At 62.9% G+C, this 12,354-nt stretch carries 15 protein-coding genes, 1 tRNA gene and 1 pseudogene; 9 read left to right on the forward strand and 8 right to left on the reverse strand.

Annotation, left to right across the window (positions count from 1 at the left end; genetic code table 11):
* Positions 1-49: 49 nt before the first annotated feature.
* A complete protein-coding gene (locus AB0O52_RS11365) occupies positions 50-427 on the reverse strand; it encodes a VOC family protein (protein WP_364537585.1) in 378 nt (125 codons plus the stop codon).
* Positions 428-1,154: 727 nt separating this feature from the next.
* Here AB0O52_RS11365 and AB0O52_RS11370 point away from each other — a divergent pair.
* A complete protein-coding gene (locus tag AB0O52_RS11370; protein WP_364537586.1) occupies positions 1,155-1,415 on the forward strand; it encodes a hypothetical protein in 261 nt (86 codons plus the stop codon).
* A gap of 250 nt (positions 1,416-1,665) precedes the next feature.
* On the opposite strand, the gene upp is transcribed toward AB0O52_RS11370, so the two are convergent.
* Positions 1,666-2,301 (reverse strand): uracil phosphoribosyltransferase, encoded by a 636-nt coding sequence (gene upp, locus AB0O52_RS11375; RefSeq protein ID WP_236815028.1) that lies wholly within the window; start codon positions 2,299-2,301, stop codon positions 1,666-1,668.
* 23 nt (positions 2,302-2,324) lie between these two features.
* On the opposite strand from upp, the gene tadA reads away from it, so the two are divergent.
* On the forward strand, positions 2,325-2,834 hold the full coding sequence (tadA, locus tag AB0O52_RS11380) for a tRNA adenosine(34) deaminase TadA (protein ID WP_236815026.1): 510 nt from the start codon (positions 2,325-2,327) through the stop codon (positions 2,832-2,834).
* Between the two features lie 23 nt (positions 2,835-2,857).
* Here tadA and AB0O52_RS11385 read toward each other — a convergent pair whose 3' ends face one another.
* The gene (locus AB0O52_RS11385; RefSeq protein ID WP_364537589.1) at positions 2,858-4,015 is read right to left on the reverse strand and encodes a TDT family transporter; all 1,158 of its coding nucleotides are present in this window, start codon (positions 4,013-4,015) and stop codon (positions 2,858-2,860) included.
* A 105-nt stretch (positions 4,016-4,120) separates the two neighbouring features.
* Between AB0O52_RS11385 and AB0O52_RS11390 the strand changes: the two genes are divergently transcribed.
* From AB0O52_RS11390 to AB0O52_RS11400, 3 genes are all read left to right on the forward strand, one after another.
* A complete protein-coding gene (locus AB0O52_RS11390; protein WP_364537591.1) occupies positions 4,121-5,077 on the forward strand; it encodes a LysR family transcriptional regulator in 957 nt (318 codons plus the stop codon).
* 69 nt (positions 5,078-5,146) lie between these two features.
* Entirely contained in the window at positions 5,147-5,533 is a 387-nt protein-coding gene (locus tag AB0O52_RS11395; RefSeq protein ID WP_364537593.1) for a VOC family protein, read from the forward strand.
* Positions 5,530-5,805, forward strand: a complete 276-nt coding sequence (locus AB0O52_RS11400) for an acylphosphatase (RefSeq protein WP_364537594.1) — start codon at positions 5,530-5,532, stop codon at positions 5,803-5,805. The genes AB0O52_RS11395 and AB0O52_RS11400 overlap by 4 nt, the downstream gene beginning before the upstream one ends.
* Positions 5,806-5,813: 8 nt before the next feature.
* Here AB0O52_RS11400 and AB0O52_RS11405 read toward each other — a convergent pair.
* The 3 genes and pseudogenes from AB0O52_RS11405 to AB0O52_RS11415 form a co-directional block, all read right to left on the reverse strand.
* A pseudogene (locus AB0O52_RS11405) lies at positions 5,814-7,034 on the reverse strand (crosslink repair DNA glycosylase YcaQ family protein).
* Positions 7,035-7,083: 49 nt separating this feature from the next.
* Positions 7,084-7,479, reverse strand: a complete 396-nt coding sequence (locus AB0O52_RS11410; RefSeq protein ID WP_364537596.1) for a 6-carboxytetrahydropterin synthase — start codon at positions 7,477-7,479, stop codon at positions 7,084-7,086.
* Positions 7,480-7,481: 2 nt separating this feature from the next.
* The gene (locus AB0O52_RS11415) at positions 7,482-8,501 is read right to left on the reverse strand and encodes a zinc-binding alcohol dehydrogenase (RefSeq protein WP_364537598.1); all 1,020 of its coding nucleotides are present in this window, start codon (positions 8,499-8,501) and stop codon (positions 7,482-7,484) included.
* A 116-nt stretch (positions 8,502-8,617) separates the two neighbouring features.
* Here AB0O52_RS11415 and AB0O52_RS11420 point away from each other — a divergent pair.
* A tRNA-Ser gene (locus AB0O52_RS11420) sits at positions 8,618-8,707 on the forward strand.
* Between the two features lie 62 nt (positions 8,708-8,769).
* Here the strand turns inward: AB0O52_RS11420 and AB0O52_RS11425 are convergent.
* Both AB0O52_RS11425 and AB0O52_RS11430 read right to left on the reverse strand, forming a co-directional pair.
* The gene (locus tag AB0O52_RS11425; RefSeq protein ID WP_364537600.1) at positions 8,770-9,903 is read right to left on the reverse strand and encodes a tyrosine-type recombinase/integrase; all 1,134 of its coding nucleotides are present in this window, start codon (positions 9,901-9,903) and stop codon (positions 8,770-8,772) included.
* Positions 9,890-10,480 carry a hypothetical protein gene (locus AB0O52_RS11430; RefSeq protein ID WP_364537602.1) on the reverse strand — a complete coding sequence of 197 codons (591 nt, stop codon included), beginning with the start codon at positions 10,478-10,480 and terminating at the stop codon, positions 9,890-9,892. The genes AB0O52_RS11425 and AB0O52_RS11430 overlap by 14 nt, the downstream gene beginning before the upstream one ends.
* Positions 10,481-10,999: 519 nt before the next feature.
* Between AB0O52_RS11430 and AB0O52_RS11435 the strand changes: the two genes are divergently transcribed.
* Genes AB0O52_RS11435 through AB0O52_RS11445 form a run of 3 tightly spaced genes read left to right on the forward strand, consistent with a single transcriptional unit; the run spans position 11,000 to position 12,352 of the window.
* A complete protein-coding gene (locus AB0O52_RS11435) occupies positions 11,000-11,323 on the forward strand; it encodes a hypothetical protein (protein ID WP_364537604.1) in 324 nt (107 codons plus the stop codon).
* Between the two features lie 31 nt (positions 11,324-11,354).
* A complete protein-coding gene (locus AB0O52_RS11440) occupies positions 11,355-12,083 on the forward strand; it encodes a hypothetical protein (protein ID WP_364537606.1) in 729 nt (242 codons plus the stop codon).
* Positions 12,080-12,352: a hypothetical protein gene (locus AB0O52_RS11445; RefSeq protein ID WP_364537608.1), complete on the forward strand. Its 273-nt coding sequence runs from the start codon at positions 12,080-12,082 to the stop codon at positions 12,350-12,352. Before AB0O52_RS11440 ends, AB0O52_RS11445 begins: the two co-directional genes overlap by 4 nt.
* The last annotated feature ends 2 nt before the right edge of the window (positions 12,353-12,354 follow it).

Consider the following 12,354-nt stretch of genomic DNA (forward strand, 5'->3'; position numbering starts at 1 on the left):
CATCCTGCCGTTGAAGCTGGTCTTCGGCCCAACTTTTACAGTGTGAGTCCTAGCCGTTGGGCCTGTGGGGGATGTACTGGACGGCCCACTTGTTGCCGTCCGGATCGGCGAAGTAGACAAAGTGGCCCCAATCCTGGACGTCGATGTCGCTGACTTCCACGCCGTTGGCCTTGAGCTGGCTGTGGGCCTCCTGGATGTCACTCACCACCATCTGCAGGCTGGGGGCGGTGCCGGGAGGCGCGTCGTTGAGGCCCTCGCCGATGCAGATGGAGCAGGCCGAGCCAGGCGGAGTCAGTTGGACGAAGCGGATGCCGTCCATGGGCCGCTCGTCGTAGTCGGCGTTGAAGCCCACCTTGTTGACGTAGAAATCCTTGGCGCGGTCCACATCGGACACAGGGACAAACACGAGTTCAAGTTTCCAGTCCATGCGCCAAAGGCTATCGGCGGAGCCGGAAAACCGATAGAGGCGGAGCACAACGCGGGGTCACTTACGGCCCATGTTGCTGCTCGAAATGGGCCGTAAGTGACCCCGCGTTGACGAAGCCGGTTGGCATCCGCCCGCCGGAAGTCTACGAACAGGGCTCGACGGCCGAGGAGTTGCTTGAGTGCACACTGCGGTCCAAGCTTCCCATGGTGCTCAGAGCAAGCAAGGCCCAGCGCCGGGCGGGTTGAGGCTACGGCTGCGAAACCGGCCTGTAGCTTTCTCCCCTTCTTTGCCGCACAGAAGCACCGAAATGGCGCGACTCGCCGCGTCGCAGGCGCTTTCCCGCACCAAAAGAGGGGAAAACGGTCCGGGGCCGAACTATCTGCAATGACCGATTCCGGAGTGCAGGTATCGCAGAAGCAAGTAACGACACACTGAGGTCTTGCCGCCGAAGCCAGTCAAGTCCGGTTCGGTGGGACTATCGTTCACAAACCCCGTCGCTGGGCAGGCAGGGTGGAAATCACACCGGAAAGTGTGGCCAAGATGAGCGCGGCAAAGGGAAGGATGATGCGGGAGGATGCCCCATGGCCCAAGCTTATGGCCGCGCCGTTCAGGCAGTCGCCTGATGTCGAGCGCATTGTCCCCCAAGCACTCGAACCGAACATCGATGCACAATAGACGAATGAGCGATGAAGTCTTTGAGTCTCGGTATTCGTCCGAGGATAAACCCATGGTTACCCCTGATCCTGAACTTGCTGCTGGATGCCGGGACCTCGCCGGCTCGCTTCAGTCGCACCTCCAGTTCGCCCAAAATGCCGCCGAACAGCTTGATGCGGCCCTCCTCGAGTTGTCCGCAAGTGGTTCAGATTCTGCCGATATCGCTTCAGTAACAGGCCTCGGCACAGCCCACGTCGAGGCCGTAGTTGGCGGCCAGACGTCCTTGTATTTCCTTTTCCGAGCTCTCGTTGACCGGACTAGTCCGACAGGCTGAAGCTCTGACAGGCGTCCACCATCTGAATGCTTTGTGTTAGCCTATGACTCCTTTTCATATGCAAACTTTGGGGGTTTGAAATGAAATTCAGAGTCTTTTCATCGATCGCGGTGGAGTCCAGTACCCGGCAATGTACCACCCTGACGCAGTCCGGGCATGCAACGTCAAATTCATGTAGACATTTCACCTGGGTAGCTTGTGCTTCTCAGCCATCTTTTCTGAACACGGTGTTCCCCAGCGGACGGACCCGCTAGCCGGCTACGCCGTACAGGCGGTCTCCGGCGTCGCCCAGTCCCGGAACGATGTAGGCCTTCTCGTTGAGCCTCTCGTCGATCGAGGCGAGAACGATCTTCACGTTGGCGTCGGAAAGTTCTTCCTCGAGCTTGGCCAGGCCCTCCGGCGCGGCGAGCAGGCAGATGCACGTGACGTCCGATGCGCCGCGCTTGAAGAGGAACTTGATGGCTTCGCGCAAGGTGCCGCCGGTGGCAAGCATGGGGTCCAGGACGAAGATCTGGCGGCCGGTGAGGTCCTCAGGGAGGCGTTCGGCGTAGGTGATGATGTCCAGGGTCTCTTCGTCGCGGGCCATGCCCAGGAAGCCCACTTCGGCGGTGGGGACCAGCTTGGTCATGCCCTCGAGCATGCCGAGGCCTGCGCGCAGAATGGGGACCACCAATGGCGTCGGCTTGGTGAAGGCGGTACCGATCGCCTTGGTGACGGGGGTTTCGATCTCTACCGCTTCGGTCCTGACTTCGCGGGTGGCCTCGTAGGCCAGCAGGGTCACGAGTTCTTCGGTGAGTTGCCGGAAGACCGGAGAAGGAGTGTTCTTATCCCGCAGAACGGTGAGCTTGTGAGCGACCAGCGGGTGGTCCACGACGAGTGTGCGCATGACTCCAAAACTATCATTGAGGCATGAGCACCAACGAGCCTTACCACGCGGAGCACGCGGCCTGGATGGGCCTGGCCCTGGACGAGGCCCGGCGGGCGCTCGATACGGAGGATGTGCCGATTGGCGCTGTTGTCTTAGGGCCCGACGGCGGCGTGCTGGGTGCCGGGCGGAACGAACGGGAGGCGCACGGCGACCCAACCGCGCACGCCGAGATCGTCGCCATCCGCGAGGCAGCCGCCGCCCTGCAACGCCACGCCCTTGAGCTCGGCGAAGGCGGAGACGGCTGGCGGCTCGAGGACTGCACGCTCGTGGTGACGCTGGAGCCGTGCGCGATGTGTGCCGGAGCCATCGTGCTCGCCCGGATTCCGCGGGTGGTCTTCGGGGCCTGGGATGAGAAGGCCGGTGCCGCCGGATCCGTGTTCGACATCCTGCGCGAACGCCGGCTCAACCACTGGGTGGAGGTTTACGCGGGCGTGCGCGAAGAGGAATGTTCGGCCCTGTTGCGCGATTTCTTCGCTGCCCACCGGAAATAGCAGCCCACCGGAATAGCTGCCGCTTAGGCCGCGGCCGCGCGGGACACAGTCGATGGACTCGCCCCCACGGGCGCCGCACCCGCGGGAACGGCTGGTGCCGGACCCCTGGGCGTCTGGAAGAGGACCCCCTTGATGACGCTTCCGTGGAACGTCCGGGCTGCGACCACGGCCCATGCGCCAAGCAACAATATGTAGCCCGCGACGGCCATCGCCTCAAAGACCGCCAAGTGCGTGTGCGCAGCAAGTCCATTCAAGCCCGTGACGCATGTCCCGAGCGGGAAGGTAAAGGACCACCAGGTCAGGGAGAACGGCAAGCCCCTGCGAATGCTCCGCACCGTGATGACCGCCGCGATAGCCGCCCACATCAGCGCAAAGCCCAAAACAGGCACCCCATAGAGGACGCCGAATACTTCCATCCCGGATGCCAGCGCGCCGGAAGCAGCAAGATGCGCATTGGAGCCCAGCAGGTTGGCCGCTGTGATGGACTGTCCCAGCGGCCCCAAGACGATCCACAGGGTAGGAACGGCCGATGGCGCCAGGTTCTTGTGAACGGCCAGCCGGTACCAAATCAAGGGGATGATGATCAGCGACGCCATGAGGCTGAGGCCGAACATCGCGTAGCAGGCCATGAGCATCGTCAACCGCAGTTGCCCGGCGGGAACATACGGCAGCAGCAAAGCCCCCGTGGACGCCGAGACCATGGGAGGAACCACCGGCATCAGCCAGCCGCCGAAGGCATCCGCCGCAGTGACGTTGTGCCGGGTGAACTGCAGGTACGGCACGGCAACCGCGCTTGCCAGCCCAAGTATGGTGCCGAGCGCCCATAGTCCGGCATCGATGCCCAGAGCCAGCCGCTCGCCGATGATGTCCTTGCCCAGCAACAAGGTGGCCGCACCAACGGTGAGCATAGCCATGGGCGGTGCGCCATAGAAGTGCGCCATGACCGGGTTGTTGTGATGGCTGCGTGCCGTTTCGCGGTGCCGGACCCAGTGGACCACAGTCGCAGCAGCCAGGAGGATCAAGAGGAGGAAGACCACACCCCAAATAACGGTTGCAGCCGAGCGCAAAACAGGAAACTGTATCGGAAGCGTCACTGCTGCAGTCGCGACGATTCCGGTGCCCATGATGCTCGCAAACCAGTTCGGCGTCAGGTTGGCGAAGAGCTCAGAAAGTTTTCCCATGCCGTCCATGTTTCCGTTTCCCGTTTCCCCGCAGTAGTGGGCATAGACTTGGCAGGGTACAAGCCGCACTTGTATCTGAATGGTCATCGCCCCAGGAGGGAAGCTGTGCTCAGCCCCGGTGTTCCCGAGCTTTCCGCCCTCGAAATGCTCGCCTCAGTGCACGAGTTGGGGAGCCTCTCGGCAGCCGGCAAGCAGCTGGGGCTTTCCCAACAGGCTGTCTCGTCCCGGATGCGGGCCCTTGAGGCCCGGATTGGCGCGTCACTCCTGAACCGCACGCCCCGCGGCTCCACGCTCACGGAATCCGGCGTTTTGGTGGCAGGTTGGGCGGCCGAGGTCCTCGCCGCAGCGGAACGGCTCGACGCCGGAATCGCATCGATTCGTTCGGACAGTCTCCGCCAGTTGCACGTCGCAGCCAGCCAGACCATCGCCGAGCACCTTCTGCCCCATTGGCTGGTCGCCTTGCGGCGGCAACAGGAGGCCGCCGGTACCACGCCCACTGTCGTGGAACTGACGGTGTCCAACAGCGAGACCGCGGCGGCCCACGTCCGTTCCGGCGACGCCGATATCGCGTTCATAGAGAGCCCGCATCTCCCGCCGGGCCTGAGCACCGCCAGCGTCCAGGAGGACGATTTGGTTTTGGTAGTTTCGCCGCACCATCCGTGGGCCCGGCGAAAGTCAGCTGTCACCGCCGCCGAACTGGCCCGTACCGCACTGGTCACCAGGGAACACGGCAGCGGGACGAGGGACGCTTTGGAACATGTGCTTACGGCGGCCGGTGCACCGCCGTCGGCCCCTCCCCTGGTGGAGCTCCCGACGACGGCGGCCGTGCGTTCCGCGGTAGCTGCCGGAACAGCGCCTGCCGTACTCAGTGCGCTGGCGGTGCGGGACGATGTCACGCTTCAGCGCCTGGTCGTTGTGCCGGTACGCGGCGTGCTGCTCCGCCGCACACTGACCGCCGTCTGGCTGAGCGGAAGGGTCCCGCCCCCGGGCCCCGCACGGGACCTCGCGGCGATCGCCGCCCGGCCGCTTCCCGGCGCCACTCCGGTGAAACCGCGGACCTAGCCGGGACTCTTGAAATTGTGGGGTGTTGGACGTCAGATGGTTTCAGACAGCACGCTTGGGGAGGACCTCATGACCGTCTCTTTCAACCACACCATCGTCTACGCAACCGACAAACGCCGTTCCGCGGAGTTCCTTGCCAATATGTTCGGATTGCCGAAGCCGCAACCCATGTGGTCCTTCGTGACTGTGTCCTTTGACCATGGAGTAGCCCTCGATTTCGCTACGGCGGACCGTCCCATCTCGCCCCAGCACTATGCCTTCTTGGTCAGTGAGGACGACTTCGACGGGATCTTCGCCCGGATCCAGGCCGAGGGCATCCCCTACTGGGCGGACCCTGCGCGTTCCCGCCCCCAGCAGATCAACCACAACGACGGCGGACGCGGCGTCTACTTCGCGGATCCGGACGGGCATTTCCTGGAGGCGATCACGCGGCCCTATGGATCGGGTGCCGCATGAGCCAAGTACGCGTCATTGCCACGGTGACCGGCCGCGTCCAGGGCGTCGGTTTCCGCTATTCCACAATGCACCAAGCCCGTTTGTTGGGATTGACCGGAGAGGCGGCCAACCAGATGGATGGCTCGGTGCAAGTGATCGCTGAAGGAGATCGCGAAGCCGTCGACTCCCTGCTGGAATGGCTGCAATCCCGGGATGCCCCGGGCCGCGTAAAACACGTGGATGCCACGTTCACGCAAGCCACCGGCGAGTTCTCCGGATTCTGGGTGGACTGAACCCAGACCTAGGCGTTCGCGGCGTTCGCCTCAGCCAGGGCGTCGATGCGTTTCTGCCGCGACGCCGGCGAGTCCAGGCTGAACGAGCGGAAGTCCCCGAGGTCCTCGCGGATCCAGGCCTCCACCTCGCTGATCCGCCGGGTGACCGCCGCGCTGGGCTTGTCGAACGTCCAGGCGGCGATCCGTTCCTTGCCCGGATCGTATTGCCACAGCCCGATGATTCTTCCCCGGTCCAGGATCGGGTGGTCGGACAGGTCGGCCTGCAACGCCAGCGTTGTGTCCATCACTTTCCGCCGCCGATCCGCTTCAGCCAACATGTCCGCTGAGTTCCTGCGCAACAGCACCAAAGAGTCCGTCCCGGCCAGAAGCTGGATCTGTTCCTCCCGCGGTGCCCTGAACGCGGAAAGGTGCTCGACGTCGTCGGGCAGCATCCAGAGCGGCTCGCCCGCCGCAGTGGCCACTTCGACGGCGCCGACGGCGGCCAGCGCCGCCTTGCTCTGCGCGACGGTGAAGCCCGTAAACCATTGGCTTTGCTTGAACGTCGCTCCGCCGGTCCAGCGCAGGTACCGTTCGATCAGGCGCGCGCGGGCGGCGTCGTCGTCGAGGGGGCTGGGCGGCAGCATCCACGAGGTGTAGGCGTAGCGCTGCTGGTCGAGACGGCCATTGACGGGGACGCGGCGGATGCGTCAGTCGGCTTGCAGGAGGCCCAAGGCCGTGGGGAGGGTGGTGGACGCCCCCTTCTTCTTGCCTTCTTCGCCGAGGCTGCGGACGGATTCGCCGAGCTCGTCCCGGAGCTGCTTGGGGTCCATGGGGTCGCTGGATTCCATGAGGGTGTGGAGCACTTGTTCTTCGAGCAAGGTGATCTCACCGCGTTCGACCCCGAGCCGGGCCAGGACCTTGAATGGCGCCGCTGCGGCGTCCCGGCCTACTTGGAGGCCCCACGCAAAGTCCTCGCGGCCGAGGACGTAGGTGCAGCCGCGGGCCGTGGGAAGCTCGTGGATCCTCAACTCGGCGACGTCCCGGTCCACCTGTTCTCGCCTGATCCCGGCCCGGGCAAAGAGGGTCAGGTACGGGTTGGCACCGCCCACGGAACGGGCCCAGCCGGCGCGGTCCAGGACTTCCTCGGACGTTGCGCCCGAGAGGGAACCGTCCAGGCCCTGCCTATGCCACGCCCAGGCGCGCAGGAGTTCCGGGGTGAGCGTTTGGGTGGAAAGCACGGCGGACGTCATGGCCCCATTCTGCACCGTTTACCGGCCATCCGGGGCAGTCCCGCGCGAGCTACCGCTCGAAATCCATGGAGAAGCCCGCCCAGGCGTCGGGATGTTCCCGGAGGAGGACGTCGACGCCGGCGAGCGCACCGCCGTCGTCGCTCTCGCGGACTTTCGCCGCGACCGCCTCAGCGATGAAGCGGGCCAGCACTTCCGTCGTCGTGAGCTGTCCGGCGAAGTCCGGGTGCTCGTCGAGGTTCTTGTAGTTGAGGCCGGCAAGCACCTCGTCCAGGATGGTTCCGGCCGCGCCGATGTCGAGCACGATCGCGTCGTCGTTCAGTTCCGCCCGGCGGAACGTCACCTCGGCCACGAAGGTGGCTCCGTGCAGTCCCTGGGCAGGGCCGAACGATTCCCGCGGAAGGCTGTGGGCGATCATGAAGTGCCGGCGGACGGTGAGACTGAACATCGCTACGCTTTCCTGCCTTTTTCGGGATAATTGATGACTCGGCAAAGATCGTCCAGTTCGCCGTTTTCGAAACCTTGGAAGACCTCCGGCAGTTCCTCGAACTGCGACTCTCCGGTGAGGAACGCGTCGAACACCGGGTCCCGCAATAGGGACACTGCCAGCTCCAGCCGCTCGCTGGACGTCCTCCGGTGCCGGCGCGAGCGGGCAACCACTCCGACTTGGCTGGCTCGGATGGAGAGGCGTCGGGCATGGAAGTCCTCCCCCAGTGGCAGGGAGACCTTCCTGTCCCCGTACCAGGACATTTCAATAATCTCACCCTCGTCCCCGGCCAACTGGAGGCTGTGCGCCAGTCCTTCATCGGTGGCCGAGCAATGGAACACGATGTCGCAGTCCTGCTTCGCGTCGTCCGGAAGCACGAACTCCACACCCAGGGATTCCACGAACCCGCGCTTCCCGGGATCCGTCTCCACCAGTTGCAAGCGTTCCAACGGGAAGCCACGCAGCAGTGCCGCCGTCATGCCGCCCACCAGTCCGGCACCGACGACGGCGATCCTGTCACCGAGGCGGGGGCCGGCTTCCCACAGGGCGTTGAGGGCGATCTCCGCGATCCCCGTGAGCACTGCCCGGCGGGCCGGCACGCCGTCGGGTATTCGCGTGAGTGAGGTGAGCGGCACGACGTAGCGGTCCTGATGCGGGTGCAGGCAGAAGACGTTCTGGCCGATCCAATCCTCGGGGCCTTCTTCAACGATGCCAACCGATAGATAGCCGAACTTGACCGGCGCGGGAAAATCCCCGGTTTGATGGGGTGCCCGCATCTTCTCCGCAATCCGGGGAGGGACGTGCGCTTTATGGACCACGAGCTCGGTTCCCCTGCTGATTCCCGAGTACAGGGCCCGGACCAGAGCATAGCCCTCGGCTGGAGCCGGAAGTTCCTCGCTTCGGAGTTCACCTTGGCAGGGGCCGACCGTCCAGTAGGCCAAGGCCGTTTGTGTGTGCGTTTTCTGCGGTGCGTGTTGTGTCATCGTGCTTGCGAATCTAGTCCTGCGGCTGCGATTACGGAAGGGAAGGTTACTTACTAAGTGGGTGACGCCCGACCGTTTTGGGGAACAGGCCTCCACTCCGGTACCCTATTTCAGTTGGTGACGTGTCCGAGCGGCCGAAGGTGCAACACTCGAAATGTTGTTTGGTGTAAAAGCCAACGTGGGTTCAAATCCCACCGTCACCGCCAGATAGCGAGGCCCCTGCTTCCCTTTGTTTACAAGGGATCGGGGGCCTTTTGCTTTGCTCAAGCTAGGTGTTTGCCCACATTTTGCCCACACTTGCCAGAGAGACAGCGTGATCTAGAGCGTCTGAAACTGAGTCCAGATCCCCGTCGAACAGGTCCGCGTAGGTGTCCAGCGTCATGGCCGCGGAGCTGTGACCGAGCATTTTTTGGACCACCTTCACATTCGCGCCGGCCGATACTGCGAAGCTCGCCGCTGAATGCCGGAGGTCGTGAGGCGTGATTCGTGGCACCCCTGATCTCTTCACGGCACCCGCGAACCAGCTCATATTGTCCTCGTGCACCCGCGCAGCGCGGAGGTAATGCCCGTTCTCGTCCGGGAACACCAGGTCATCCCGGCCCTTGCCCTCGCATTGAGCAGCCAACCTTTTGGCCAGGAACTTCGGAAAGGGCACCGTCCGCTTCTTGTGGTTCTTGGGAGTGCCGACGTGGATCACAGAACCGACCTGGACGGCATTCTCCTCGATCATGAGCCGACGACGGAGCATATCGAGGTGCTTGACCTTCAGCGCGGTTGCCTCGCCCCAACGGATCCCGCAATAGGCCAATACCAGGACCAGCCCCGGGTACTTGCTCGCGGCCGCCAGCTCGTGCACCTGATCGTGACTCAGGTAGACATGAGGCTTCTTCACCTTGCGGGGCAGGGACACGCCCCTGGAAGGGTTGCTGAGGGTCCGCCTATCACTCACTGCGTCGTCCAGGATCGATGCCAGCACCCCGTAGGCCCGGATAACCAGAGTGGCCCCTTTGGGCTTCCGCGGCGGCTTCGCCTCCGGGTCTCCGAGAGTCATCTCGGACACCCATTGCTGAACAGTCGTCTTCCGGACGTCAGCCACAGCCACACTCCCCCACACGGGCAGCACGTGAAGTCTCCAAGCGGATTCGAGCGGCCGGTACGACGACGGCTTCAAATGCGTCTGACGGGCCAGCCACTCGGCCCCCAGTGGCCCTATCGTCGCCATCGCGGCTGTAGCGTCTATGAACTCCCCGCGGTCCTTGGAAACCTCGACTGTCCTGGCGAACCGCTCCGCATCCCGCTTCGTTTTGAATCCGCGCTTGTCGGTTGGCTTTCGGTCAGGTTTTCGGTAGCGGACACGGTAACGCCTGCCCGCCGTCGTCTCGTACGGCTCAATCGTCGCCATTTAGGAACCATTCTTCAAACATGCCCAAGTCACGCGCTTTCTTGATCCACTTCGTGGCGGTAGTCCTTGGCAGCGGCTCGAGTTTCTCCCCCGCAAATATCTGCTGAACATACAGCGCCGGAGCCAGCCCGATTGAGTCGGCAAACATATACAGGTCAACCACATAGGCCAGCGTTGCCCTCTCTGGGCCTCTTAACCGAAGCCGTTCGAGGATGTCATCAGGCAGCTGGACCGGACTGTCGAATGCTATTTTGCCGTCGAACTTCTCCCAGTCGAAGTGGAACATGCGCCGGTAGACCACATGGTCCACGATCGCTGCACGCCAAAGCTGTTTGACATTCACGTTGCGCAGGTCCGTTGAAGTCACTTCCCGCCCCACGGTTGACGAGACCGTGATCGCCGTTGGCCGCACGCCTTCCCCTTGAACCCAATCGACACGAAACGAGACTTCCTGCCCCTTGGCTGGCTCATCGCTAATCACCAACGTGCCCGGCATGTCGATCATTACGGAGCCGAGGTGGTGCGTCTGCGCCCCTTCGTCTGGCGTGTACGAGGATTCAACTGTCATTTCGGGCATGGCTCATTGTTGCAGGTTGGTTCACTGACGACAAGCAGGAATCATTTGGGAGCATTCTTGACATCACTGCGTAAATCAACCTAGTGTCATTCCTAGGAGCCATGGGGGCTCCGTTGTCAGAACTGAACCAAAGGGAGGAATTATGGAGAAGGACAAGCTTCTTACCGTCGCCGAATACTGCGAGTGGAGGGGGATCAGCAAAGCGTCGGCCGCCCAAGAGCGCTACTTGGGGAAGGGCCCGAAGTTCATCAAGGCAGGACGCTCAGTCCGGTATAGGGCTTCTGACCTGACTGCGTGGCTAGATGCGCAAACCCGGCAGCAAACCGGCGATCGGGTGGCGTCCTAGTGGCCCGCTGCGAATGCGAATGGCTGGGCGATTGCGCCTGCGAACTGCCGCCATGGCCGGTGCTGACGCCAGCAAAGTCGGTCAAGATCCGACTCAAGACAGAAAAAGACCGTGACGCCTCGCCAAAGTCCGTCACGGCCGAAGAACAAACCCACAGTTAGAAGGAGATTCTTGTGCCCAACGATATCAAGAACAACATCACGTTGCGAGAGCTCGGCGATATTGCCGGATCGTTCCCGAAGTTGCGACGCCTCCTGGATCTGCCATGGAAAACTCCGCCGACGGGATACACCAAGGCGCACGGCTTCGAGGATCGCTGGGAGGGCCCGGAGATCATCAAGCGGCGCTGGATCATCACGCCGGTATGGGATATGGCCACGGGCCTGCAAACCGTCGAGTTGTGGATGGCCAAACCAAACCTCGCCCCGGACGACGCGATTGAGCTCGCCGCGGATCTCATCGCGGCCGCCCAAACTGCCCGGACCGCCGGCCTCTGAGCGCCTCGACAACACGAACGGAATCCGACGCATGGGAGCACAGAACGTCGCAAAGGTATTCGCCAACTGGCGTCACTTGAGCCACCGGGAGGCACGCGCCCTGGCGTTCATGGCAAACATGGCACTCGACGCTGACAAGCCTCCGGTTTACTTCGGCGGCTGGGAGGCTGTCGCAAATGCGATTGGACTGGACACGGTAAGCAAGCGGTCTAGTTCGAAGGAGGTCTTCCGCCAGACCATTGCGAAGTTATCGCTCGAAGGCGCGATCGTTTCGAGCTATCAAGCGCGCCTCGGGGTAAGGGCGGAATATGCCCTCGCATTGGAACCCAAAGTCACCTATGCAAAGGCAGATTGCGGCAGGTCCGGGAGCGGTCGCGGGGTAACTTGGGTGGCCATTTCTCGCGAGCAGTCAGGCGACGCCATAGGCCAGAAATTCCTCGAGCGCCCCAATGAAACGTTGCCCCAGGTGCCCCAACAAAACATTGCCCCACCCGCCAACGAAACGTTGCCCCACCTGGGGCAACAAGACGTTGGAGACTGCCCCAACGAAACGTTGCCCCCTATGAGTACTGAGGAACCACAGGGAGGACTACAAGAGGAAAAACAGGGAGGACTAAGTTCGGGGTCCAGTTACGTAACTAGGGAACCAACGCGCGCGAAAGAAAACGCCGGCAAGGGATCCAGTCCCATCGAGGCCGAACGCAACCGCCAACTCAACGCACTAGAAGCCCTGATTGAAAACCAGAAAGCCGCATCATGAGCCCGCAGGACCGCATAGCCCGAAGGAATGGAACCACCGTGCTGATTGCCAAGCGGCCCCGACTAAGAGTCCGATGGTGGGTCTGGAAGGACCGGGAACGGAACGAAACCCCCGGCATCGGACTCTTCCGAGGCCAGGATCTCCAAGCCCACATGACACCGGAGGAAGCGCGGACCATGGCAGACACCCTGCACGACATGGCAGACCATATCGAAGCGGCCACCCAAGCAACACCCACACCCACCCAAACACCGAATGAAAGGAACTAGAC

The organism is Arthrobacter sp. NPDC080073 (genome assembly GCF_040686575.1).
In the GTDB taxonomy this organism is placed as follows: domain Bacteria; phylum Actinomycetota; class Actinomycetes; order Actinomycetales; family Micrococcaceae; genus Arthrobacter.